The organism is Micromonospora sp. AP08 (assembly GCF_008085935.1).
Lineage (GTDB): Bacteria > Actinomycetota > Actinomycetes > Mycobacteriales > Micromonosporaceae > Micromonospora > Micromonospora chersina.
Map to the genome: position 1 here is coordinate 127,626 of NZ_VSEZ01000010.1, position 21,811 is coordinate 149,436.

Sequence of the window (21,811 nt, forward strand, 5' to 3'; positions counted from 1 at the left end):
CGGAGACTGCCCGCGTGGGGAACGGCGGAGGCACCCGGTGGTCGCGGGTGCTGTTGCCCGGCGCGCCCGGCTCCCGGACCACCCGCCTGGAACTCTTCTACGACCTGGTCTTCGTCTTCGCGTTCATCAACGTCACCACCCTGACCGCCACCATTCCCACGCCGGTGAACGTCTACCGCTGCCTGCTGGTGCTGGCCCTGCTCTGGTGGTCGTGGACCGGCTTCGCCCGGCTCGGCAACGCGGTCCGCGCCGACCAGGGCCTGCTGCCGGTGGTCGGCGTCGTCACGGTGGCCGCGACCTTCCTGCTGGTGCTCAGCGTGCCCAGCGCGTTCGTCGACCAGCCCGGTGGGCTGAACGGCCCGCTGGTCTTCGCGGGCTGCTACTTCGTGATCCGGATGGCCCAGCTCGCGGTCTTCGCCTGGCTCGACCGGTCGGATCGGGCCCGGCGCCGCGGGCTGTTGCTGCGCGCCCTGCTGCCGAGCCTCGCCACCGTGCTGCTGGTGGTCGCCGGCCTCGTGCCCGTGCGGTTCGCCGAACGGCCGTACGCCGTGGCGCTGCAACTGGCGCTGTGGACGGTGGCGCTGCTGGTCGAGTACGTCGGCGGGACGACCCTGGCCCGGCGGTGGTGGGTGGTGGTCTCTGCCGGGCACTGGGCGGAGCGGCACGCCCTCATGGTGCTGGTCGCGCTCGGAGAGTTGATCATCGCGCTCGGGCTCGGCCCGAAGACCGGGCTGCCGCTCACCGGCCCGGTGGCGGTCGCCGCCCTGCTCGGCGTCCTGGTCGTGGCGATGCTCTGGTGGGCGTACTTCGACACCCTGGCGTACGCGCTGGAGCAGGCGCTGCACCACGCGCGCGACCCGGACGCCCGGCGCCGGCTCTGCCGGGACGTCTACACGTTCCTGCACCTGCCGCTGCTCGCCGGCGTCATCCTCTTCGCCCTCGGCCTCAAGGACCTGCTGGCCGACGCGGCCAGCCCGGACACCCCGAGCTGGGGCCCGCCGCTGGGCGGCTTCTGGGTCGCCGTCCTCTACGGCGGGGTGGGCCTCTACCTGCTGAGCCTCGTCGCCTGCGCGCTGGTGGCGCTGCGGGAGGTGCGCTGGCCCCTGGTGATCACGGTCGCGGCGCTCGCCGTCGTCGCCCCGGTCGTCGCCCCGATCCCCGAGCTGGCGTCACTCATCGTGCTGGCGGTGCTCGTCACCGCCGGCGTGGCCGCGGAGACGTTCCAGGAGGACGGCCGGCGGCGCCGGATCCGGCAGCTCGCGCTGGAGGAGCAGCTCGCCGCGGAGGTGGACCAGAGCCACTGGCGCCAGCAGCACCTCTGAGCGGAAATCGGGGCGGCGGCCGTGCCCCGGGACGGAGGGGCACGGCCGCCGGCCGGTGCGGGACCCGCTACAGCTCGGCGAGGGTGCCCGCGTACATCTTGTCGATCTCGTCGGCGAAGTTGGTCTCCACGCTCCGGCGCTTGATCTTCAGCGACGGGGTGACCTCGCCGTCCTCGATGGTGAGGTCCCGGGGGAGGATGGTCACCTTCTTGATCGTCTCCCAGCGGTTCAGCTTGCCGTTCAGCTCGGCCACGTAGCCCTCGACCATGGCCTGGGCCTCCGGCGAGGTGACGATGGCGGTGTAGTCGCGGCCCTCCAGCGGCGTGCCGGCGGCCCACCCCTTGATCGCGTCCGGGTCGAGCGTGACCAGCATGGTGCAGTAGTTGCGGGCCTGCCCGATCACCACCGCCTGCGAGGTGTACGGGCAGACGGCCTTGAACATGCCCTCGATGTGCGACGGCGCGATGTACTTGCCGCCGGAGGTCTTGACCAGGTCCTTCTTCCGGTCGGTGATGCACAGGTAGCCGTCGTCGTCGAGCGTGCCGATGTCGCCGGTGCGGAAGAAGCCGTCCTCGGTGAACGCGGCGGCCGTCTCCTCCGGCAGGTTGTGGTAGCCGCGCATGACCGGCTTGCCCCGGACCAGGATCTCGCCGTCGGTGTCGATCCGGCACTCCAGGTCGCCCATGGCCCGGCCCACGCTGCCGATCCTCAGCCCGTCGGGCGGGTTCACGAACGCGCCGGCGCTGGTCTCGGTGAGCCCGTAGCCCTCGGAGATGGGCAGGTTGGCCGCGGCGAAGAAGGTGGAGATCTCCTTGCTCAGCGGGGCCGCGCCGGAAACCAGCACCCGCATCCGCCCGCCGAGCCGGGCCTGGAGCTTGCTGAACACCAGCTTCTCGGCCACCGCGTACTTCAGCTTCAGGCCGGCCGGCACCGGCTTGCCGGCCTGCTCCAGCGCGACCTTCTGCTTGCCCACCGCGACGCCCCAGGCGAAGATCTTCGCCTTCGCGCCGCCGGCGCCCTGGGCCGTGGTGACCGCCTTGTTGTAGACCTTCTCGAAGACCCGGGGCGCGCCGCACATGAGCGTCGGCCGGATCACCCCGAGCAGGTCGACCAGCTTGTCCACCCGGCCGTCGACGTAGGTGGGCAGGCCGACGTGGGTGGCGCCGCAGAGCAGCGTCTTGCCGAACGAGTGGGACAGCGGCAGCCACAGGTACTGCAGGTCGTCCGCGTGCAGCAGGCCCTGCTCGGCCTGGGCCACGCCCTCCCAGCACCAGCCGCCGTGCAGCAGCTCGACCCCCTTGGGCCGGCCGGTGGTGCCGGAGGTGTAGATCAGGGTGGCCAGGTGGTCGGGACCGATCCCGGCGACCAGCATGTCGATGAGGTCGGGCTCGTTCTCCAGCGCCCGGGCCCCCCGCTCCTCCAGCTCGGCCAGGGTGAGCTGCGGGACGGGGGCGGCCGGGTCGGGCGCGCCGTCGAAGAGCACCACGTGGGTCAGCGCCGGCACGGCGCTGCCGGCGATCTTCGCGGCCTGGGCCGGGTTCTCGGCGAAGAGCACCTTCGACCCGGAGTCGGCGATGATGTAGGTCGCGTCCTCCGGCTCGGTGGTCGGGTAGACGGTGGTGGTGGCCCCGCCGGCACACATGATCCCGAAGTCGGCGAGCACCCAGTCGAGGCGGGTGTTCGCCAGGATCGCCACCGGGTCCTCCAGGCCGACGCCGAGCCCGTGCAAACCGGCGGCGATCGCCTTGGCGCGCTGCCCGACCTGCTCCCACGTCAGCCAGACCGGTCCCGAGTCGTCCGGGGCGGGATGGGCGAACGCGTGGCGGTCGGGGGAGTCCGCCACACGCTTGAGGAACATGTCGGGTACGGAACGGTACGGTACATCGAGAGCCATCGCTGTAGCCGCCTTCAAGGGTGGAGGGACGTGACGGGGGTCACGCCCATTCTGCGGTTACCGAAGAGTATTGCCTCCACCCGGGCAGCGGCTAGCCCTGCTGGCCTGCGGCGACCGGCGTCCCGCGAGGTGGAACCCGGGGCTCAGGCGTACCGGGTGGCGGCGCGGGACCAGTCGTAGGTGGCCCGGATCCAGTTGCGCCGGGTGGCGAGGAAGGCCCGCACCCCGTCGTCGCCCGTGGCGGCCACCGCCGCGTCCCGCTCGGCGTACGCGGCCAGGCCCTCGTTGAACCGGGCGGCCGCCGCGCGCAGCGCCGCCTCCTCGCCCTGCCCCGTCTCGCCGGCGATCGTGGTGACCAGGTTGTGCGCGTCCGGGCCGGTCGCCCGCTCCTTGTCGTAGGAGAAGAGGTCGTTGCACCAGCAGACCAGGTCGGTGGCGAGCGCGTCCAGGTCGGCCAGCGCCGGCTCCGCCCGTCGGCCGGGGTCGGACCGCTCCGGTTGCGCCAGGTCCGTCAGCGTGAAGCTGGGCCGGACGCCCCCGGTGTGCCGGCGCATCTGCACGTACTCGGCCACCCCGGGCACCCGGCGGTGCTCGCGGTTGGCCGCCTCCCAGAGCAGCGCCAGCAGGTACTCCCGCAACTGGCTGACCAGGCTCAGCAGGAGGCCCGGCCGCTTCCGGTCGCGGACCCGCCGGCACAGGTCGTCCAGCGCCACGGCCAGCGGGCCGGCGTCGGCCGGGACCGGCGCGCCCGGGTCACCGTGCCGGTCGAGCACCTCCAGCAGGGCCGCCACGGTCGGGGCGAGCCGGGTCGGGCTGGTCCCCAGGCCGTCCTCGTCGCAGGCGTCGTCCATCACGAACAGCCAGCTGATCAGGTCGGCGAGCAGCCGCAGGTCGTCGACCGACGCGTCCGGGCAGGCCCGTCCGGCCAGTTCCACCGGGTGTGCGCCGCCCAGCCGGCGCAGCCCGTCGGGGGTGTCGATCAGGCCCAGGTCGCGTACCCACCCGGCGCTCTGTCCGGCGACCAGTTGGACGGCGGCGTGCCGGCGCGCCGGGAAGGGGGGTTCGTGCAGTGCCGAGAGCGCGAAGCCTCGCATCGTCTCCCCTGTCCGCCGCCTCGGGGTGGGGCGGCGGGACAGGAGCGTACGGCAGCGCGGATCGGCTTTCGTCGCTGGGCCGAAGCCGCACCACCGTTCCCCGGTGACCGGTTCGGCACACCGGGTCAGAAGCCGAGGCTGGCCGCCCGCAACCGCTCCGCCGGCTCGGCGGGGCCGTCCACCTGGACCCGGGCGACCCGCTGCCGACCGGAGACGAACAGCACCAGCTCGCCCGGTGCGCCCACCACGCGCAGCCGTTCGCCGCCGCGGCCGACGCTGCGCTCGCCGTAGCCCGGGGCCTGGATCAGCAGGTCGGCCGGGAAGCGCCGCAACGCCACCCGGGCCAGCACGGCGGCCTGCTTCCAGAGCGCCGCCTGCTGGCGGGCCGGCAGGTCGCGGGGCAGCCAGCCCGCCTGGGCCCGGCGCACGTCCTCGTGGTGGATGAAGAACTCCAGGCCGTTGACGAGCTCGTCGGTGAGCGGGTTGCTCACCGGGCTCCACAGCGGCGGGCGGCGGACCCGGGCCACCAGGTCCGCGTACGGGCCGGCGGCCACCCGCCGGCGGACCGTCTCGCCGTGCCCGCGCAGCGGCGGCAGCAGGATGCCGCCGGCCGCGTCCGGCCGGCGCTCCCGCACCAGCAGGTGCGCCGCCAGGTCGCGGGTGGTCCACCCCTCGTTGACCGTCGGCGCGTCCGGTCCCAGCTCCAGCATCAGGTCGGCGAGCGCCTCGCGCTCCGCCCGGGCGTACCGCGGCATGGGCTGATCGTAGGCCCGGCGGGGCCGGCCGGCGCGCCCGGCGCGGCCCGGGGCCGGCGTCCCACGTCGAGGGGTGGCCCGTCGCGCGGGCGTCCGCCCTGGTGGGCGGGGCCCGGGGGAAGGCGTGACGGTGGACATATCAGGGCCGGGTCGGCGGAGTCGGGGTCGAGCGGTAAGGATGAGGAGGGAAAACTGCGGCTTACGGCGGGGGACAGCGTGGCGAGCGGGACAAGTCGGGACGTCGTCGGCAGAGGGCTACGGGTGCTCGGCCGGGCCATCCGGGAGCAGCCGCGCATCTTCGCGGTGGCGGTCACCGGCAGCGTGCTCTTCGGTCTCATGGTGATCGCCAGCGCGTACGTCGTCGGCGCGGTGGTCGGCAAGGTGGTGGTCCCGGCGGTCGCCCGCGGCTCGGTGACCGACGGGGCCCTCGCGCTCGCCGCGGCCGCGCTGTTCGGGATCAGCGTGCTGCGGGTGGTCGGCATCTTCGGCCGCCGGCTCGGCGCCGGCTACATGCAGTACCGGCTCCAGGCCACCTACCGTCGCCGGGTCACCCGCCGGTACCTCGACCTGCCGCTGGCCTGGCACCACCGCAACTCCACCGGCACGCTGCTCTCCAACGCCAACTCGGACGTGGAGGCCGCCTGGTACCCGATCGCGCCGCTGCCCTTCGCCGTCGGCACCCTGGTCATGCTGGTCGGCGCCGTGGTCTCGCTCTTCCTCACCGACTGGGCCCTCGCGCTGGTCGGCCTCGCCGTCTTCCCGGCGCTGTTCGCGCTCAACGTCGTCTACTCCCGCCGGATGGCGCCCCGCCAGGCCCGGGCCCAGCGGCTGCGTGCCGAGGTCAGCGGCATCGCCCACGAGAGCTTCGACGGCGCCCTGGTGGTCAAGACGATGGGCCGGGAGGCCCAGGAGACCGCGCGGTTCGCGGCCCGGGCCGGTGACCTGCGCGACGCGCTGATCTCCGTGGGCAAGCTGCGCGGCGTCTTCGACCCGATGCTGGAGACGCTGCCCAGCCTCGGCACGCTCGCCGTGCTGGTGGTCGGCGCGATCCGGCTCCGGCAGGGCGCGATCACCGTGACCGAGCTGGTCAGCGTGGCCTTCCTCTTCACCGTGCTGGCCTTCCCGGTGCGGGCCATCGGCTGGGTGCTGGCCGAGCTGCCGCGCAGCGTCGCCGGCTGGGACCGCGTCCGCCGGGTCCTCGACGCCACCGGCGAGATGCCGTACGGCGAGGTGGTGCTCGACCCGGCCACGCCGGCGCCGGCCACCCTCGCCTTCCACGACGTGCACTTCGGGTACGAGCCGGCCGAGGCGCACCTGCCCGGCACCGAGGTGCTCGGCGAGGTCACCTTCACCGTGCCGGCCGGGAAGACGGTCGCCCTGGTCGGGCCCACCGGCGCCGGCAAGTCCACCATCGCCTCGCTGGCCGTGCGGCTGGTCGACCCGGCCAGCGGCACGGTCACCCTGGACGGGGTCGACGTGCGGGAGTTGACGGCCGCCTCGCTCGCCTCGACCGTCGCGCTGGTCGCCCAGGTGCCGTTCGTCTTCGACGACACCGTGCGGGCCAACATCACCCTGGACCGCCCCGGAATCGGCGACGAGGAGGTCTGGGCGGCGCTGCGGCTGGCCGAGGCGGACGGCTTCGTGGCCGCGCTGCCCGAGGGGCTGGACACCATGGTCGGCGAGCGCGGCACCTCGCTCTCCGGCGGGCAGCGGCAGCGGCTCACCCTGGCCCGGGCGCTCGCCGGCCGGCCCCGGCTGCTGGTGCTCGACGACGCCACCAGCGCCGTCGACCCCCGGGTGGAGGCGGCCATCCTGGCCGGGCTGCGCGCTCCGACGGACGGCGGGGCGCCGGCCTCGATCCTGGTGGTCGCCTACCGGCGGGCCACCATCGCGCTCGCCGACGAGGTGATCTACGTCGAGCACGGCCGGGTGGTGGCCCGCGGCACGCACACCGACCTGCTCGCCACCGTCCCCGGCTACGCCGACCTGGTCACCGCCTACGAGCAGGCGGAGCAGGAACGCGAGCAGACCCGCACGTACGACGAGGTCACCCCGCTGACCTCCGGCCTGGAAGTCGAGGTTGACCGGTGAGCGCGACTGTTGAGGCCGAGCGGCCGGCCGAGGCGACCGAGTCGACCTGGCGGACGCTGCGGCGCGGGCTGGCGCTCTCCCCGGAGCTGAAGACCGGGCTGGCCGGCACCCTGGCACTGGCCCTGGTCTACATGGTCGGCCGGGTCGCCGTGCCGGTGGCCGTGCAGCGCGGCATCGACCACGGCATCGTCGGCGGGCTCGACCTGGACGTCGTCACGCTGACCGTGGTGGTCACCGCCGCCGTGCTGCTGGTCACCACGACCTGCGGCTACCTGATGATGCGCCGGCTGTTCACGGTCAGCGAGACCGCGCTGGCCGGGGTGCGCACCCGGGCGTTCCGGCACGTGCACGACCTGTCCATGCTGCACCAGCAGTCCGAGCGGCGCGGCTCGCTGGTCTCCCGGGTCACCAGCGACGTCGACCAGATCACCCAGTTCCTCCAGTGGGGCGGCGTGATCCTCATCGTCAACCTGGGCCAGCTCGTGGTGACCACGGCCGTGATGCTCGCGTACTCCTGGCAGCTGACCCTCGTGGTGCTCGCGGCCTTCGCGCCCGCGGTGCTGGTCATCCGGCTGCTCCAGCGCCGGCTGGCCGGCGCCTACGGGGTGGTCCGGCAGCGGACGGGCACGCTGCTCGGCACCATCGGCGAGAGCGTGGTGGGCGCCCCGGTGATCCGGGCGTACGGGATCGCCGGGCGCACCGCCCGGCGCCTGGACACGGCGATCGAGGGGCAGCGGCAGGCCCAGCAGAAGGCCATCCGGATCAGCATCCTGGGCAGCTCCGTCGGCGAGCTGGCGGCCGGCCTGGCCCTCGCGGGCGTGGTGGTGGTCGGGGTGAACCTCGGCGTCGACCGCACCCTGTCCATCGGCCAGCTCACCGCCTTCCTGTTCCTGGTGACGCTCTTCATCCAGCCGGTGCAGATCGCCACCGAGGTGCTCAACGAGGCGCAGAACGCGATCGCCGGCTGGCGCCGGGTGCTCGACGTGCTGGACGTCGCGCCGGACGTGGCCGACCCGGGGGAGCAGGGCCGGGAGCTGCCGCCCGGCCCGCTGGACATCCGCTTCGCCGGGGTGACCTTCGCCTACCCGGGCGGGCCGCCGGTGCTGCACGACGTGACGCTGGAGATCCCAGCGAAGAGCCGGGTGGCCGTGGTCGGGGAGACCGGCAGCGGCAAGACCACCTTCGCCAAGCTGCTCACCCGGCTCATGGACCCCACCGAGGGTGCGGTGCTGCTCTCCGGCGTCTCGCTGCGCGACGTGCGTTTCGAGTCGCTGCGCTCCCGGGTCGTGATGGTGCCGCAGGACGGCTTCCTCTTCGACGCCACGGTCGGCGAGAACGTCCGCTTCGCCCGCCCGGACCTGACCGACGCCCAGCTCACGGCCGCCTTCTCGGAGCTGGGCCTGGCCGACTGGCTGGACGGGCTGCCGGCCGGGCTGGACACCCCGGTCGGCGAGCGCGGCGAGGCGCTCAGCGTCGGCGAGCGGCAGCTCGTCGCGCTGGCCCGGGCGTACGTGGCCGACCCCGACCTGCTGGTGCTGGACGAGGCGACGAGCGCCGTCGACCCGGCCACCGAGGTGCGCCTCCAGCGCACCCTGGACGCGGTCACCCGGGGCCGGACCACGCTCGCCATCGCCCACCGGCTCTCCACCGCCCAGGCCGCCGACGAGGTGATCGTGGTGGACCGGGGGCGGATCGTGCAGCGCGGCCCGCACGACGAGCTGCTGCGCGACCCGGAGTCGGTCTACGGCCTGCTCTTCGCCTCCTGGCTGGAGCAGACCCGGTAGACCGGCGCGCGACCGGCCCGGTCAGGCGGTGTCGAGCGGGCCGGTCAGGTAGCGCTGGACGGTGGGGCCGATCGTGGCGGCCAGCGTGTCCGGGGACGCGGAGGCGGCCGGTTCGAGGCGGATCACGTACCGCATCATGGCCAGGCCGGCGATCTGGGTGGCCACCAGCGCGCCCCGCAGCGGCGTCTCGGCCGGGTCGAGGTCGAGCTGCTCGACGACCCGGCGCAGCACCTGGGTGACCAGGAACTCGCGCAGCAGGCGGGCGGTCCACTGGTTGCTCACCGCCGAGCGGAGCAGGGCCACCGCGGCGGTGCCGACCGGGGAGTCCCAGACGGACAGGAAGGTGCGGACCAGCCGCTCGCCGACCTCGTCGCGGCCGCCGGCCAGCACGCGCGGCACCAGCTCCGCCGGGTCGACGGGGATCGCCACGGTGGCCCGGAACAGCTCCTCCTTGGTGCCGAAGTAGTGGTGCACCAGCGCCGGGTCCACCCCCGCGGCGGTGGCGATCGCCCGGATCGAGGCGGCGTCGAACCCCCGGTCGGCGAACGCCGCCCGGGCCGCCGTGAGGATGGCCTCCCGGGTGTCGGGGTTGCCGGGCCGCCGGCCGGTGCGCCGCGCCATCACCCGCTGCGCCGCCGCAGCGTCGCGGCGGCCAGCACCAGCGCCGCCACCGCCGCCCCGGCGACGATCGCCACGTCCCGCCACATCGTCCCGGTCGGGTCGGCGTGCGCGCCGACCTCCTGGAGCGCCTCGACGGCGTACGACAGGGGCAGCACGTCGCTGATCGCCTGGAGCCAGCCGGCCATCTCGCCGCGCGGCACGAACAGCCCGCAGAGCAGCACCTGCGGCAGCACCACCACGGGCATGAACTGCACGGCCTGGAACTCGGTGCGGGCGAAGGCGCTGCAGAACAGCCCGAGCGCGACGGCGAGCACGGCGTTGATCGCGGCGATCATGATCACGAACCCGATGCTGCCGGCGGTGGTCAGGTCGAACACCCAGTACGCCACGGCCGAGGCGACGGTGGCCTGGACCACGCCGGCCAGGCCGAACGCGATGCCGTAGCCGAAGAGCAGGTCGAGCTTGGCCAGCGGGGTGGTGAGCAGCCGTTCCAGCGTGCCGGTGGTGCGCTCCCGCAGCATGGCGATGCTGGTCACCAGGAACATGATGATGAACGGGAAGAAGCCCAGCATGATCAGGGCCACCCGGTCGAAGACCGTGGGCTGCCCCGGCGGGGTGGGCTGGTCGACGTACATGAAGTAGACGAGCGTGAGCAGCACGGTGGGGACCACGACGAGCAGCGCCACGGTCCGCCTGTCGTGCCGGAGCTGGCGCAGGATCCGCCCGGTGGTGGCGGCGAGGATGTGCGGGTTCATGCGTCGGCCTCCTGCTCGCTCGCCTTGATCAACCGGAGGAACGCCTCTTCCAGGTCGTCCACCCCGGTGGCGGCGCGGACCGCGGCCGGGGTGTCGTCGGCGACCAGGCGGCCGTCCCGGATGAGCAGCAGGCGGTCGCACCGGCCCGCCTCGTCCATCACGTGGCTGGACACCAGCAGCGTGGTGCCGGCGGCAGCCATGGCGTGGAACCGGGCCCACAGGTCGGCCCGGAGCACCGGGTCCTGGCCCACGGTCGGCTCGTCGAGGATGACCAGCTCGGGGTCGCCGACCAGGGCGCAGGCCAGCGAGGCGCGGCTGCGCTGGCCGCCGGAGAGGTTGCCGACCAGTTGGGTGGCCGCGCCGGCCAGCCCGACGTCGGCGACCGTCTGGTCGGCGTGGGCGTGGTCCCGCCCGTGGAGTGCGGCGAAGTACCGGGCGTTCTCCCGGACGGTCAGGTCCGCGTAGACGCTGGGCGCCTGGGTCAGGTAGCCGACCCGGCGGCGCAGCTCCGCCGCCCCGGCGGGTCGGCCCAGCACGGTCACCGTGCCCGAGTCGACCGTCTGCACCCCGACGATCGCCCGCATCAGGGTCGTCTTGCCGCTGCCGCTCGGCCCGAGCAGCCCGGTGACCGTGCCGCGGGGCACCGCGCAGGAGATGCCCTGGAGCACCCGCCGCCGGCCCCGCTCGACCACCAGGTCACGGACCGACACCGCGTCGTCCATGCCCGCCTCCAGAAAACTCATCAACTGTTGAACTCAACGCTAGATGAGTTACCGGCCCGCGCGCAAGGTTGACTTCGAGTGCGCTCGAACTGGAAGCCTTGGTGCGTGGACATCAGCACGCGGGAGATGAGCCTCACCGTCGGTGAGGCGGCGGAACGGGTCGGCCTCACCACCTACACACTTCGCTGGTACGAGCAGGAGGGGCTGGTCGCCCCGGTCGGCCGGGACTCCGGGGGCCGCCGGCGCTACACCGAGTCCGACGTCAACTGGCTGTTCCTGCTCACCCGGCTGCGCCGCACCGGCATGCCGGTGCGGGACATGCGGCGCTACGCCGAACTGGCCCGGCAGGGGGACCGCACGCTCGGCGCCCGGCGGGCGCTGTTCGAGGCGCACCGCACCCGGGTGCTGGCCCGGATGGCGGAGCTGGAGGACGACCTCAAGGTCCTCGACCACAAGATCGACGCGTACCGGCGGGCCGAGGAGGAACTGTCATGATCAAGCGACGGGTGGGCGCGACCGGTCCGGAGGTCTCGGCGATCGGGCTGGGCTGCATGGGCATGAGCTTCGCCTACGGCGCCGCCGACGACGCCGAGTCGACCCGGACCCTGCACCGGGCCCTCGACCTCGGGGTCAACCACCTCGACACCGCCGACATGTACGGCTTCGGGGCGAACGAGCGGCTGCTCGGCCCGGTGGTCCGGGAGCGCCGGGACGAGGTCTTCCTGGCCACCAAGTTCGGCAACCGCACCAGCGGCGACAGCTTCGGCGGCACCGGCAGCCCGGGCGCCTACGTGGACAGCAGCGCCGCCTGGGCGAAGCAGGCCTGCGACGCCTCGCTGGAGCGGCTCGGCATCGAGACCATCGACCTCTACTACCTGCACCGGCGCGACCCGGGCACCCCCATCGAGGAGACCGTCGGCGCGCTGGCCGAGCTGGTCCAGGCCGGCAAGGTGCGGCTCATCGGCCTCTCCGAGGTCAGCCCGGCGACCCTGCGGGCGGCGCACGCGGTGCACCCCGTCTCGGCCGTCCAGATGGAGTACTCCCTGTTCACCCGGGACGTCGAGGACGAGATGCTGGCCACCTGCCGGGAGCTGGGGGTGTCCCTCGTGGCGTACTCGCCGGTCGGGCGCGGGCTGCTCACCGGGGCCATCACCAGCCGCGAGCAGCTCGCCGACGACGACTGGCGGCGGACCGTGCCGCGCTTCGCCGACGGCAACCTCGACGCCAACGTGCGGCTCGCCGACGCGGTCCGCGAGGTGGCCGCCGAGATCGCCTGCACCCCGGCCCAGGCGGCGCTGGCCTGGCTGCTCGCCCAGGGCGACGACATCCTGCCGATCCCCGGCACCAGGCGGGTCCGCTACCTGACCGAGAACGCCGCGGCGGCCGACCTGCGGCTGAGCCCGGAACAGCAGGCCCGCCTCCGTGCCGCGGTGCCCGCCGGTTCCGTCGCGGGGGAAAGGTATACCGCGGCAGGAATGCGAACGGTCGGTCACTAGCTCCTCGCATCGGACACGGCGTCCGCCATCGGTCATTGCGCCGAAGATCGGGCGTCCGGCACCATGGCGCGGTGGGTCCCGCTTCGTTGTCCGAGACCGGCGGTGGCTCCAGGTCGCGGCGCGGCGCCGGACGCGCCGAGCCGGAGTGGTCGCAATTCCTCGACGACTGGGCCGCCCGCCTCCGGCAGGCCGCCGACCGTCCCGTCGTGGGGATCATGCTGCGGGGCAGCCATGCCCGGCGGGCCGCCACCGAGCACAGCGACGTCGACGTGGACGTGCTGGTCGCCACCGACGACGACGGACCCGCCGCCCCGGTTTCCGGTGCGGCGGGTTCGGCCCGCCCCGGCACCCCCTACGCGGCCCGCCGGGCGTACCTCGCCGAGTTCGACGGCCGGCTCGTGCACGTCTCGGTGGCCGCCCGGGACGTCCGCTCCTGGGTGCGCCGGCTCGGCCAGCCCGCCGACTGGGCGTTCGGGCTGCCGGTCACCGCGCCCGCCCGGCTGCTCTGGGCGGCGCCGGAGTGGCGGCGCCGGATCGACCTGCCGGTGCTCTGCCAGCCCGCCGACGAGCCCCGCCTCGAGGAGCTGATCGCCACCCTCGGCAAGGTGGCCGGCGCCCGCTGGGCCGGCGACCCGGTCGGGGTCCGACTCGCCGCCGCCGATCTGGCCCGGCTCTGCCCGTCGGTGCTGCGGCTGGCCAACCCGTCCGTCCGGGTGGCGTCCCGCCGGGCGGCCCTGGCCGCCGCGCTGGACCTGCCGGTCGCCCCGCCCGGCTACCGCGACGACATGCTGCGCTGCCTCGGGCTGCGCCCCGGCGACACCGCGGAGGTGGGCGCCGCCGCCGGCCGCCTGGTGACCGGGATCGTGCCGCTCGTCCGCCCGTACGCCGGGGAGATCGCCGCGGTCGGCGGCGCCGACCTGGCCGAGGCGCTGGTGGACGGCCGGTTGGACCGCTACCTCGGCCAACTGGCCCGGGCCCTGGACCGCCCCGCGCCCGCCTCCCGGGACACGTCGGCGGTGCCGGTGCCCCGTGCGGGAGAATGGGCAACCGTGCCCGCCTCTGACGCGCCGGTGACCGGCGCCCCCGCCAGCTCCGGCGGCGCCGCGGCCCCCGGCCCGGCCCGCCCCTCCCGGCTCGACCCGGCCATCGCGGCCCGGCTGCGCCGCACCCCCGACGGCCTGGTGGCCGCCGTCGTCCGCGCGCACGACTCCGGCGAGGTGCTCATGGTCGCCTGGATGGACGACGAGGCCCTGCACCGCACCCTGACCACCGGCCGGGCCACCTACTGGTCGCGCAGCCGGCAGGAGTACTGGGTCAAGGGGGCCACCTCCGGCCACCACCAGCACGTCCGCTCCGTCGCGGTCGACTGCGACGGCGACGCGCTGCTGGTCAGCGTCGACCAGGTCGGCGCGGCCTGCCACACCGGGCACCGCACCTGCTTCTTCACCGAACTGCCGGTCAGCTCCCCGGAGGCGACCTCATGACCGACGGCACGGTCAGCCCGGACCAGGGCACGTTCGCCGACCTGGCGGCCCGCTGGCGGGTCGTGCCGGTCACCCGTCGGCTGCTCGCCGACGCCGAGACCCCGGTGGGCGTCTACCGCAAGCTCGCCGGGGGCCCCGGCACGTTCCTGCTGGAATCCGCCGAGCAGGGCGTCGGCTCGGCCGGGATGGCCTGGTCGCGCTACTCCTTCATCGGGGTGCGCAGCAGCGCCACGCTGACCGAGCGGGACGGCACGGCGGCCTGGGCCGGCGAGCCGCCCGCCGGGGTGCCGACCGCCGGCGACCCGGTGACCGCGCTCCGGGAGACCGTCGCCGCGCTGGCCGGCCCGGCCTGGGACCCGGCCAGCGGCATGCCGCCGCTCACCGGGGGCATGGTGGGCTACCTCGGCTACGACCTGGTCCGCCGCTTCGAGCGGCTGCCCGAGCTGACCGAGGACGAGCTCGACGTGCCCGAGCTGGGCATGATGCTCGCCACCGACCTCGTGGTGCTCGACCACTACGACGGTTCGGCCATCCTGGTCGCCAACGCGGTGCTGCCCCCGCTCGACGCGCCCGACCGGGATTCCCTGGTGGCGGCCGCGTACCACCACGCGGTGGGCCGGCTGGACGCGATGACCACGGCGCTGTCCCGACCGATTCCGCCCATGATCTCGACGGTCGCCCGGCCCGGGGTGGGCGAGGTGCTCAGCCGGACGCCGGAGGGCGGCTACCCGAAGGCGGTGGAGGCGGCCAAGGAGGCGATCCGGGCCGGCGAGTGCTTCCAGATCGTGCTCAGCCAGCGCTTCGAGCGCCCCACGCACGCCGACCCGCTCGACGTCTACCGGGTGCTGCGCACCACCAACCCCAGCCCGTACATGTACCTGCTGCGGTTCGACGGCTTCGACATCGTCGGCTCCTCGCCGGAGGCGCACCTCAAGGTGAGCACCACGGCGGAGGGGCGGCGCCGCGCGCTGCTGCACCCGATCGCCGGCACCCGGCCGCGCGGCGGCTCCCCGGCGGCGGACGCCCGGCTCGCCGCCGAGCTGCTGGCCGACCCGAAGGAGCGCGCCGAGCACGTCATGCTGGTCGACCTGGGCCGCAACGACCTGGGCCGGGTCTGCCGGCCGGGCACCGTGGAGGTGCCGGAGTTCGCCACGATCGAGCGGTACAGCCACGTCATGCACATCGTCTCCACGGTCGTGGGCGAGCTGCGGGCGGACCGCACGGCCTTCGACGCGCTCGCCGCGACCTTCCCGGCCGGGACGCTCTCCGGCGCGCCGAAGGTGCGGGCCATGGAGATCATCGAGGAGCTGGAGCCGGTCCGGCGCGGCGTCTACGGCGGCACCGTCGGCTACTTCGGCTTCGGCGGCGACCTGGACATGGCGATCGCCATCCGCACCGCGCTGATCCGCGAGGGCCGCGCCTACGTGCAGGCCGGGGCCGGGGTGGTGGCCGATTCCGATCCCGCCGCCGAGGACCAGGAGACCCGGAACAAGGCGGCCGCGGTGCTCGCCGCGATCGCCGCCGCCGAGACGCTGCGGCCGGCGCGATGAGCGCGTCGACCGGCGCGCCCGCCGCCCGGGGCCGGCGCGCGCTGACGTACGCCGTGCTGCTCTGCCTGGCCGGCGCGGGCCTGGCGTTCTGGGCCGTGACCCGCACCTGGTCGGTCGAGCTGACCGCCCGCGGCTCGCTGCCGCCCACCCGGCACGCTCGCACCGGGACGGACCTGCTGCCCTGGGTGTCGGCGCTGGCCCTGGTCGGTCTGGCCGGCGGCGGCGCCGTGCTGGCCACCCGGGGGCGGGTACGACGGCTGCTGGGCGGCCTGCTGGCCCTGCTCGGCCTGGGCGTGGCGGCCGGCGGCGGCTACGGCCTGACCGAGGCCGGGGTGAGCCGGCAGTGGCCGGCGGTGGTGCTGCTGGGCGGGCTGGTCCTGGCGGCCGGCGGGCTGTTCACCGCGCTGCGCGGCGGCGGTTGGCCGGCGATGGGCGCCCGCTACGAGCGGCGGCCGGCCGAGCCGGCCGGCGCGGCCGGGCCGGCGGTCGAGCGCGGCACCCGGGACGCCTGGGAGGCGCTCGACCGGGGCGAGGACCCGACCGTGCGCTGACCGTCGGGTCAGCTCAACGACCGGCCGTCCCGAGATGCGGGTCGCGGGTCAGCGCACCGGCTGGGCGTCGGGAGGGTCCCTCGGGTCGCGGCGCTCCCGGGGTCAGCGCACCGGCTGGGCGTCGGGAGGGTCCCTCGGGTCGCGGCGCTCCCGGGGTCAGCGCACCGGCTGGGCGTCGCGCGCGTCGCGGCGCTCTCGGACCGCGGCGCGGGCCGCGGCCAGCTCGGCCACCAGGCGGTCCAGTTCCCGGCGCTGCGCGGCCCGGGCCCGGTCGGCGCAGACGGCCTCCCAGGCGTTGCCCCGGGCGGTGCGCGTCCGCCCGTCGCCGGCCATGGCTTCGAGGGTGTGCACGACGCCGACGGCGAGCGCCGCGACGTTCCGGGAGATGGTGGTGAATCCGAGGGTCTGGTTCGGACCGTTGGCGCTCATGGTCACCCCGCACGAGATCGTTGGCGACGGTCGGCAGCCGCCTCATCGAGTCTGCCCGAGGAAGATGCTGCCGGGCTCACGTTTCGCGTCCGTGAAACGCAGGTCAACTCTGCGGCAGCCGGTCCGACCTGGGCAGGGCCGTTCGTCCTTGAGCTTGCTCACAGCATCGACGGCCGCCGCTGGCCTGCGGGGGACGGGCCGCCATGGTGAGATGGGTCATGGGCGGCGGTCGATGTGGCGGCCGGGGGTGCGGGACGCGCCCGGGTGACGCCGGTCGATGGGCGCGGTGGCGCTGCGTGACACCGTGTTCACCCGAAGTCGGTCATCATGCCACAGCCCATTTCGTGAGGAGCGCCATACCCCCCGGCACTTGTCGCCAGGTGGCGCCCCCTAGCATCGGCCCATGACACCCGGAGAGGGGAGTCCGTTGGTGACTGCTGAGCATGCGCACGCGGAGGGGGACGAGGCCGGATCGGCGGCGTCCGCAAGCGTGCTCGACGAGATCCTGGCCGGCGTGCGCGAGGACGTGGCCCGGCGACAGGAGCAGGTTCCGCTGGAGCGGATCCGCGAGCTGGCCGCCGCCGCGCCGCCGCCGCTGGACGCGTACGCGGCGCTGCGCCGGCCCGGCGTGGCCGTGATCGCCGAGGTGAAGCGCTCGTCGCCGTCCAAGGGGCGGCTGGCCGAGATCGCCGACCCCGCCGACCTGGCCAGCGACTACGCGGCCGGCGGCGCCCGGGCGATCAGCGTGCTCACCGAGGGCCGCTGGTTCGGCGGGTCGCTAGACGACCTGGCCGCGGTCCGCGCCGCGGTGAACGTGCCGGTGCTGCGCAAGGACTTCGTGGTCTCCAGCTACCAGGTGCACGAGGCCCGCGCGCACGGCGCCGACCTGGTGCTGCTGATCGTCGCCGCGTTGGAGCAGAACGTGCTCGTCGGGCTGCTGGAGCGGATCGAGTCGCTGGGCATGTGCGCGCTCGTCGAGGTGCACAACGAGGAGGAGGCCGACCGGGCCATGGAGGCCGGCGCGCAGGTGATCGGGGTCAACGCCCGTGACCTGCGTACCCTGGAGGTCGACCGCTCGGTGTTCGAGCGGATCGCGCCCGGCCTGCCGAGCAGCGTCGTCAAGATCGCCGAGTCCGGCGTGCGCGGCCCGCACGACCTGATCCGCTACGCCTCGGCCGGCGCCGACGCGGTCCTGGTCGGCGAGGGCCTGGTCACCCAGAAGAGCCCCCGCGAGGCGGTCGCCGAGCTGGTCAACGCCGGCAACCACCCGGCCACGCCCCGCCCGGTGCGCTGACCCGCGCCGGGTCCCCAAACGCAGCGAGAGGACTCCCGCGATGAGCACTGACGCCGCGGCCCCGGCCGGCCGGCTCCCCGACGCCGCCGGTCACTTCGGCCGGTTCGGCGGCCGGTTCGTCCCCGAGGCCCTCGTCGCCGCGCTCGACGAACTGGACGCGGCGTACCGGAAGGCGATGACCGACGAGAGCTTCCTCGCCGAGTTCGACGCCCTCCTGCGCGACTACGCCGGCACCCCCTCGCTGCTCTACGAGGCCCGCCGGCTCTCCGCCGAGATCGGGGCCCGGGTCCTGCTCAAGCGGGAGGACCTCAACCACACCGGCGCGCACAAGGTGCGCAACGTGCTCGGCCAGGCGCTGCTCACCAAGCGGATGGGCAAGCAGCGGGTGATCGCGGAGACCGGCGCCGGCCAGCACGGCGTGGCCACCGCCACGGCGGCCGCCCTGTTCGACCTCGAGTGCGTGGTCTACATGGGCGAGGTGGACACCGAGCGGCAGGCGCTCAACGTGGCCCGGATGCGGATGCTCGGCGCCACCGTCGTCCCGGTCACCACCGGCTCGCGGACCCTCAAGGACGCGATGAACGAGGCCATGCGGGACTGGGTCGCCAACGTCGACACCACCCACTACCTGATCGGCACCGCCGCCGGCCCGCACCCGTTCCCCGAGATGGTCCGGGACTTCGTGCGCGGCATCGGCGTGGAGGCCCGCCAGCAGTGCCTCGACCTCACCGGCGCGCTGCCGGACGCCGTCGCGGCCTGCGTGGGTGGGGGCTCCAACGCGCTCGGCATCTTCCACGCCTTCGTGCCGGACACCGGGGTGCGGCTCTACGGCTTCGAGGCCGGCGGCGAGGGCGTGACGACCGGCCGGCACGCGGCCAGCATCACCGGTGGCTCGGCGGGCGTCCTGCACGGCACGCGGACGTACGTGCTCCAGAACTCCGACGGGCAGACGATCGAGTCGCACTCGATCTCGGCCGGCCTGGACTACCCGGGCGTCGGGCCGGAACACGCCTGGCTGCACGACAGCGGCCGGGCCACCTACCTGCCCGTCGATGACGCCGAGGCGATGGCCGCCTTCGAGCTGCTCTGCCGCACCGAGGGCATCATCCCGGCGATCGAGAGCTCGCACGCGCTCGCCGGGGCCCGCCGGATCGCCCCGCAGCTCGCCGCCGAGCTGGGCCGGGAGCCGGTCATCGTGGTCAACCTCTCCGGCCGGGGCGACAAGGACGTGCACACCGCCGGTGCCTACTTCGGCATCCTCGACAAGGAGTGAGAGCGTGAGCCGGATCGGGGTGGCCTTCGACAAGGCCCGGGCCGACGGGCGGGCGGTGCTGGTGGGCTGCATGCCGGCCGGCTTCCCGAGCGTCGAGGGCAGCATCGCCGCCATGACCGCCATGGTCGAGGCCGGCGTGGACGTCATCGAGGTGGAGATCCCCTACTCCGACCCGGTGATGGACGGCCCGGTCATCCAGAAGGCCAGCGACATCGCCCTGGCCGGCGGCGTACGCACCGCGGACACGCTGCGCATCATCGAGGCGGTCGCCGCGACCGGCGCGCCGGTGGTCACCATGACCTACTGGAACCCGATCGAGCAGTACGGCGTCGACGGGTTCGCCCGCGACCTGGCCGCGGCCGGTGGCACCGGCCTGATCACGCCGGACCTCATCCCGGAGGAGGCCGGCGAGTGGCTGGCCGCGTCCGAGGCGCACGGCCTGGACCGGACGTTCCTGGTCTCCCCGTCCTCCACCGATGCCCGGCTGAAGATGACCGCCGAGCACTGCCGCGGCTTCGTCTACGCCACCGCCATCATGGGCGTCACGGGGGCCCGGGCCCAGACCTCCGAGGCCGCCCCGGTGCTGGTGTCGCGGCTTCGTGAGGTGACCGACCTGCCGGTCGGCGTCGGGCTGGGCGTGGGCACCGGCGCGCAGGCCGCCACGGTGGCCGGGTACGCCGACGCGGTGATCGTCGGCAGCGCGCTGGTCCGCTGCGTGCTCGACGCGCCCGACCAGGCCGCCGGCCTCACGGCCCTGCGCGCCCTCAGCGCCGAACTCGCCGAAGGGGTCCGCAACCCGGCGCGCTGACGGCGGTCGTGTCGATCAGTCCGGCGGGCCGGCGTCACCGCAGGGTGCCCAGCTCGCCCCCGGCACGCTGTCCGGGCGGGGCCGCCGCGCCGGCCGGCCCGTCCCCGCCGCGCGTCGTCTCGCACAGCACGCCGGAGCGGCCGGCGAGGGCGTCGGCGACGGCGGCGCGGGTGGTCGGGGTGAGCGCCTCGGGCAGCGCGTCCGGCGGATGCCAGTCGAGCTGGCAGCCGCCCGCCGGGGCGCCGGCCGGCGCGTCCGCGGCCACCCGGGCCCGGAACACGTGCACCAGCACGTCCGGCAGGGCGCCGCAGCGGCCGGCCGGGGGCGGGGGAGCGGCCGGGTCGCCGAGCCGGTAGAGGCCGACGAGGTCGACGAGGTCGACCTCCCAGCCCGTCTCGGCGCGGATCTCCCGGCGCGCGGCCGCGGCCGGGCTCTCGTCGCGGCGCAGCCGCCCCCCGGGCAACGCCCAGCGCCGGCCGCCGCCGGACTGCCGGCAGAGCAGCACCCGGCCGGACCGGTCGGTGACGACCGCGGCGACCGCCCAGGTGAGCGCGCTCATGGACAAAGAGCCTACGACCGCGCAAACCAGAAGTCAGCCGACCCGCGAACCCGGCCGGACCGGGGTGCCGCGAGCACGGTCCGTCCCGGTACCGTGTGCACCCGTGACCCTCGCCCCGATGACCCCACTGGCGGCCCTGCCCAGCCCCAGCACCGCCGTCTGGCAGCTCGGCCCGGTTCCGATCCGGGCGTACGCGCTCTGCATCATCGTCGGCATCGTGGTGGCCTGCGTGGTCACCGAGTACCGGCTGCGCCGCCGCGGCGTCGCTCCGGGCGCCGTGCTCGACATCGCCGTCTGGGCGGTGCCCGCGGGCATCATCGGCGCCCGGATCTACCACGTGATCACCTCGCCGGAGAAATACTTCGGGGCCGACGGCCAGCCGCTCAAGGCGTTCGCCATCTGGGAGGGCGGCCTCGGCATCTGGGGCGCGGTGGCCGGTGGCGCGGTCGGCGCCTGGTTCGCCGCCCGGCAGCTGGGCATCCCGTTCGCCGTGGTCGCCGACGCGCTCGCCCCGGGGCTGCCGCTGGCCCAGGCGGTCGGCCGGTTCGGCAACTGGTTCAACAACGAGCTCTTCGGCGGGCGCACCAGCCTGCCCTGGGGTCTGCAGGTCCACGTCATGGACCCGGACAACCCGGGGCACGCGCTGCGCGACGACGCCGGCAAGCCGGTCCTCGAACCAGGGCTCTACCACCCGACGTTCCTCTACGAGGCGCTCTGGAACATCGGCGTCGCCGCGCTGGTCCTGGTCCTCGACCGCAAGCTGCGGCTGGGCCGGGGGCGGGCCTTCGCGCTCTACGTCATGGGCTACACGGCGGGCCGGTTCTGGATCGAGCTGATGCGCACCGACGAGGCCAACCACATCCTCGGCGTGCGGCTCAACGTGTGGACCGCCGCGCTGGTCTTCCTCGGCGCCCTCGTCTACTTCCTGCGGGTGCGCGGGCCCCGCGAATACCTGATCCCGGTCGGGGAGCCGGCCGCCCCGGTCCCGCCCGCCGGCGGCGACGTGTCGCAGGTCGACCTCTCCGCGCGGGAGGGCGGGGCGCGGCCGGTCGCGCCGGAGGGCTACCGGGTGGTGACCGAGGAGCAGTTCCGCGCGTACCGGGAGACCGGCGAGGTCCCCGCCGAGGAGCCGGCGGCGACCGGCGAGGCCGACGCGGACGAGGCCGCCGAGGGCGGTTCCGAGGAGGCCGCCACCGGTGCGGACGCCGCGGAGCGCGAGCCGGCGGACGGCCCCGCCGACGAGGCGCGACCCGACCCGGACCGGACGGACGAGGACCGGGCCGGCGCCGGTGGCGCCCGCCCCGCCGACCGGGACAGCTGAGCGGGGGA

20 protein-coding genes and 1 pseudogene are annotated in these 21,811 nt (G+C 74.8%); 13 read left to right on the plus strand and 8 right to left on the minus strand.

Features of this window, described 5'->3' with window-relative positions; all coding sequences use genetic code 11:
* Positions 1–14 precede the first annotated feature (14 nt).
* Positions 15–1,322 carry a low temperature requirement protein A gene (locus FXF50_RS18665; protein WP_255510103.1) on the plus strand — a complete coding sequence of 436 codons (1,308 nt, stop codon included), beginning with the start codon at positions 15–17 and terminating at the stop codon, positions 1,320–1,322.
* 67 nt (positions 1,323–1,389) lie between these two features.
* On the opposite strand, the gene FXF50_RS18670 is transcribed toward FXF50_RS18665, so the two are convergent.
* The 3 genes from FXF50_RS18670 to FXF50_RS18680 form a co-directional block, all read right to left on the minus strand.
* Positions 1,390–3,216 (minus strand): long-chain fatty acid--CoA ligase, encoded by a 1,827-nt coding sequence (locus FXF50_RS18670; protein ID WP_148429551.1) that lies wholly within the window; start codon positions 3,214–3,216, stop codon positions 1,390–1,392.
* Between the two features lie 143 nt (positions 3,217–3,359).
* A complete protein-coding gene (locus FXF50_RS18675; protein WP_148429553.1) occupies positions 3,360–4,310 on the minus strand; it encodes a terpene synthase in 951 nt (316 codons plus the stop codon).
* Positions 4,311–4,435: 125 nt separating this feature from the next.
* A complete protein-coding gene (locus tag FXF50_RS18680; protein WP_148429564.1) occupies positions 4,436–5,065 on the minus strand; it encodes a TIGR03085 family metal-binding protein in 630 nt (209 codons plus the stop codon).
* Positions 5,066–5,281: 216 nt separating this feature from the next.
* Here FXF50_RS18680 and FXF50_RS18690 point away from each other — a divergent pair, with 216 nt between their 5' ends.
* Both FXF50_RS18690 and FXF50_RS18695 read left to right on the plus strand, forming a co-directional pair.
* The gene (locus FXF50_RS18690; RefSeq protein ID WP_187399727.1) at positions 5,282–7,156 is read left to right on the plus strand and encodes an ABC transporter ATP-binding protein; all 1,875 of its coding nucleotides are present in this window, start codon (positions 5,282–5,284) and stop codon (positions 7,154–7,156) included.
* Positions 7,153–8,940 (plus strand): ABC transporter ATP-binding protein, encoded by a 1,788-nt coding sequence (locus FXF50_RS18695; RefSeq protein WP_148429569.1) that lies wholly within the window; start codon positions 7,153–7,155, stop codon positions 8,938–8,940. The genes FXF50_RS18690 and FXF50_RS18695 overlap by 4 nt, the downstream gene beginning before the upstream one ends.
* Positions 8,941–8,961: 21 nt before the next feature.
* On the opposite strand, the gene FXF50_RS18700 is transcribed toward FXF50_RS18695, so the two are convergent.
* Genes FXF50_RS18700 through FXF50_RS18710 form a run of 3 tightly spaced genes read right to left on the minus strand, consistent with a single transcriptional unit; the run spans position 8,962 to position 11,038 of the window.
* Complete coding sequence (locus FXF50_RS18700; RefSeq protein ID WP_148429571.1) at positions 8,962–9,561, minus strand: TetR family transcriptional regulator; 600 nt, start codon at positions 9,559–9,561, stop codon at positions 8,962–8,964.
* Positions 9,561–10,316, minus strand: coding sequence for an ABC transporter permease (locus FXF50_RS18705; protein ID WP_148429573.1), 756 nt, complete (start codon positions 10,314–10,316; stop codon positions 9,561–9,563). The genes FXF50_RS18700 and FXF50_RS18705 overlap by 1 nt, the downstream gene beginning before the upstream one ends.
* A complete protein-coding gene (locus tag FXF50_RS18710; RefSeq protein ID WP_148429751.1) occupies positions 10,313–11,038 on the minus strand; it encodes an ABC transporter ATP-binding protein in 726 nt (241 codons plus the stop codon). The genes FXF50_RS18705 and FXF50_RS18710 overlap by 4 nt, the downstream gene beginning before the upstream one ends.
* A gap of 105 nt (positions 11,039–11,143) precedes the next feature.
* On the opposite strand from FXF50_RS18710, the gene FXF50_RS18715 reads away from it, so the two are divergent.
* The 6 genes and pseudogenes from FXF50_RS18715 (at position 11,144) to FXF50_RS18735 (ending at position 16,119) form a co-directional block, all read left to right on the plus strand.
* Positions 11,144–11,533 carry a MerR family transcriptional regulator gene (locus FXF50_RS18715; RefSeq protein ID WP_148429575.1) on the plus strand — a complete coding sequence of 130 codons (390 nt, stop codon included), beginning with the start codon at positions 11,144–11,146 and terminating at the stop codon, positions 11,531–11,533.
* Positions 11,530–12,534 carry an aldo/keto reductase gene (locus FXF50_RS18720; protein ID WP_148429577.1) on the plus strand — a complete coding sequence of 335 codons (1,005 nt, stop codon included), beginning with the start codon at positions 11,530–11,532 and terminating at the stop codon, positions 12,532–12,534. Before FXF50_RS18715 ends, FXF50_RS18720 begins: the two co-directional genes overlap by 4 nt.
* Before the next feature lie 215 nt (positions 12,535–12,749).
* Positions 12,750–13,403, plus strand: a pseudogene (locus FXF50_RS29925) (phosphoribosyl-AMP cyclohydrolase); the annotation flags it as partial.
* Positions 13,404–13,583: 180 nt separating this feature from the next.
* The gene (gene hisI / locus FXF50_RS29930; RefSeq protein WP_148429754.1) at positions 13,584–14,018 is read left to right on the plus strand and encodes a phosphoribosyl-AMP cyclohydrolase; all 435 of its coding nucleotides are present in this window, start codon (positions 13,584–13,586) and stop codon (positions 14,016–14,018) included.
* Entirely contained in the window at positions 14,015–15,568 is a 1,554-nt protein-coding gene (locus FXF50_RS18730; RefSeq protein ID WP_148429580.1) for an anthranilate synthase component I, read from the plus strand. Before hisI ends, FXF50_RS18730 begins: the two co-directional genes overlap by 4 nt.
* Entirely contained in the window at positions 15,565–16,119 is a 555-nt protein-coding gene (locus FXF50_RS18735; RefSeq protein ID WP_148429582.1) for a Trp biosynthesis-associated membrane protein, read from the plus strand. The genes FXF50_RS18730 and FXF50_RS18735 overlap by 4 nt, the downstream gene beginning before the upstream one ends.
* Before the next feature lie 156 nt (positions 16,120–16,275).
* Here the strand turns inward: FXF50_RS18735 and FXF50_RS18740 are convergent, their stop codons facing one another.
* Complete coding sequence (locus FXF50_RS18740; RefSeq protein WP_148429585.1) at positions 16,276–16,548, minus strand: hypothetical protein; 273 nt, start codon at positions 16,546–16,548, stop codon at positions 16,276–16,278.
* 490 nt (positions 16,549–17,038) lie between these two features.
* On the opposite strand from FXF50_RS18740, the gene trpC reads away from it, so the two are divergent.
* The 3 genes from trpC to trpA are packed head-to-tail and all read left to right on the plus strand — an operon-like array spanning position 17,039 to position 19,923.
* Entirely contained in the window at positions 17,039–17,842 is an 804-nt protein-coding gene (trpC, locus tag FXF50_RS18745; protein ID WP_187399731.1) for an indole-3-glycerol phosphate synthase TrpC, read from the plus strand.
* Between the two features lie 40 nt (positions 17,843–17,882).
* Positions 17,883–19,115, plus strand: a complete 1,233-nt coding sequence (trpB, locus tag FXF50_RS18750; RefSeq protein WP_148429591.1) for a tryptophan synthase subunit beta — start codon at positions 17,883–17,885, stop codon at positions 19,113–19,115.
* 4 nt (positions 19,116–19,119) lie between these two features.
* A complete protein-coding gene (gene trpA / locus FXF50_RS18755) occupies positions 19,120–19,923 on the plus strand; it encodes a tryptophan synthase subunit alpha (protein WP_148429593.1) in 804 nt (267 codons plus the stop codon).
* 34 nt (positions 19,924–19,957) lie between these two features.
* On the opposite strand, the gene FXF50_RS18760 is transcribed toward trpA, so the two are convergent.
* Entirely contained in the window at positions 19,958–20,482 is a 525-nt protein-coding gene (locus FXF50_RS18760) for an NUDIX hydrolase (protein WP_148429595.1), read from the minus strand.
* A gap of 103 nt (positions 20,483–20,585) precedes the next feature.
* Here FXF50_RS18760 and lgt point away from each other — a divergent pair, with 103 nt between their 5' ends.
* Positions 20,586–21,803, plus strand: a complete 1,218-nt coding sequence (lgt, locus tag FXF50_RS18765; RefSeq protein ID WP_148429597.1) for a prolipoprotein diacylglyceryl transferase — start codon at positions 20,586–20,588, stop codon at positions 21,801–21,803.
* The last annotated feature ends 8 nt before the right edge of the window (positions 21,804–21,811 follow it).

Coding starts and splice junctions, on each gene's coding strand:
- FXF50_RS18670 (WP_148429551.1), bottom strand. CDS start 3,216: ATGGCTCTCGATGTACCGTACCGTTCCGTACCCGACATGTTCCTCAAG.
- FXF50_RS18675 (WP_148429553.1), bottom strand. CDS start 4,310: ATGCGAGGCTTCGCGCTCTCGGCACTGCACGAACCCCCCTTCCCGGCG.
- FXF50_RS18680 (WP_148429564.1), bottom strand. CDS start 5,065: ATGCCGCGGTACGCCCGGGCGGAGCGCGAGGCGCTCGCCGACCTGATG.
- FXF50_RS18700 (WP_148429571.1), bottom strand. CDS start 9,561: ATGGCGCGGCGCACCGGCCGGCGGCCCGGCAACCCCGACACCCGGGAG.
- FXF50_RS18705 (WP_148429573.1), bottom strand. CDS start 10,316: ATGAACCCGCACATCCTCGCCGCCACCACCGGGCGGATCCTGCGCCAG.
- FXF50_RS18710 (WP_148429751.1), bottom strand. CDS start 11,038: ATGGACGACGCGGTGTCGGTCCGTGACCTGGTGGTCGAGCGGGGCCGG.
- FXF50_RS18720 (WP_148429577.1), top strand. CDS start 11,530: ATGATCAAGCGACGGGTGGGCGCGACCGGTCCGGAGGTCTCGGCGATC.
- FXF50_RS18730 (WP_148429580.1), top strand. CDS start 14,015: ATGACCGACGGCACGGTCAGCCCGGACCAGGGCACGTTCGCCGACCTG.
- FXF50_RS18735 (WP_148429582.1), top strand. CDS start 15,565: ATGAGCGCGTCGACCGGCGCGCCCGCCGCCCGGGGCCGGCGCGCGCTG.
- FXF50_RS18740 (WP_148429585.1), bottom strand. CDS start 16,548: ATGAGCGCCAACGGTCCGAACCAGACCCTCGGATTCACCACCATCTCC.
- trpB (WP_148429591.1), top strand. CDS start 17,883: ATGAGCACTGACGCCGCGGCCCCGGCCGGCCGGCTCCCCGACGCCGCC.
- FXF50_RS18760 (WP_148429595.1), bottom strand. CDS start 20,482: ATGAGCGCGCTCACCTGGGCGGTCGCCGCGGTCGTCACCGACCGGTCC.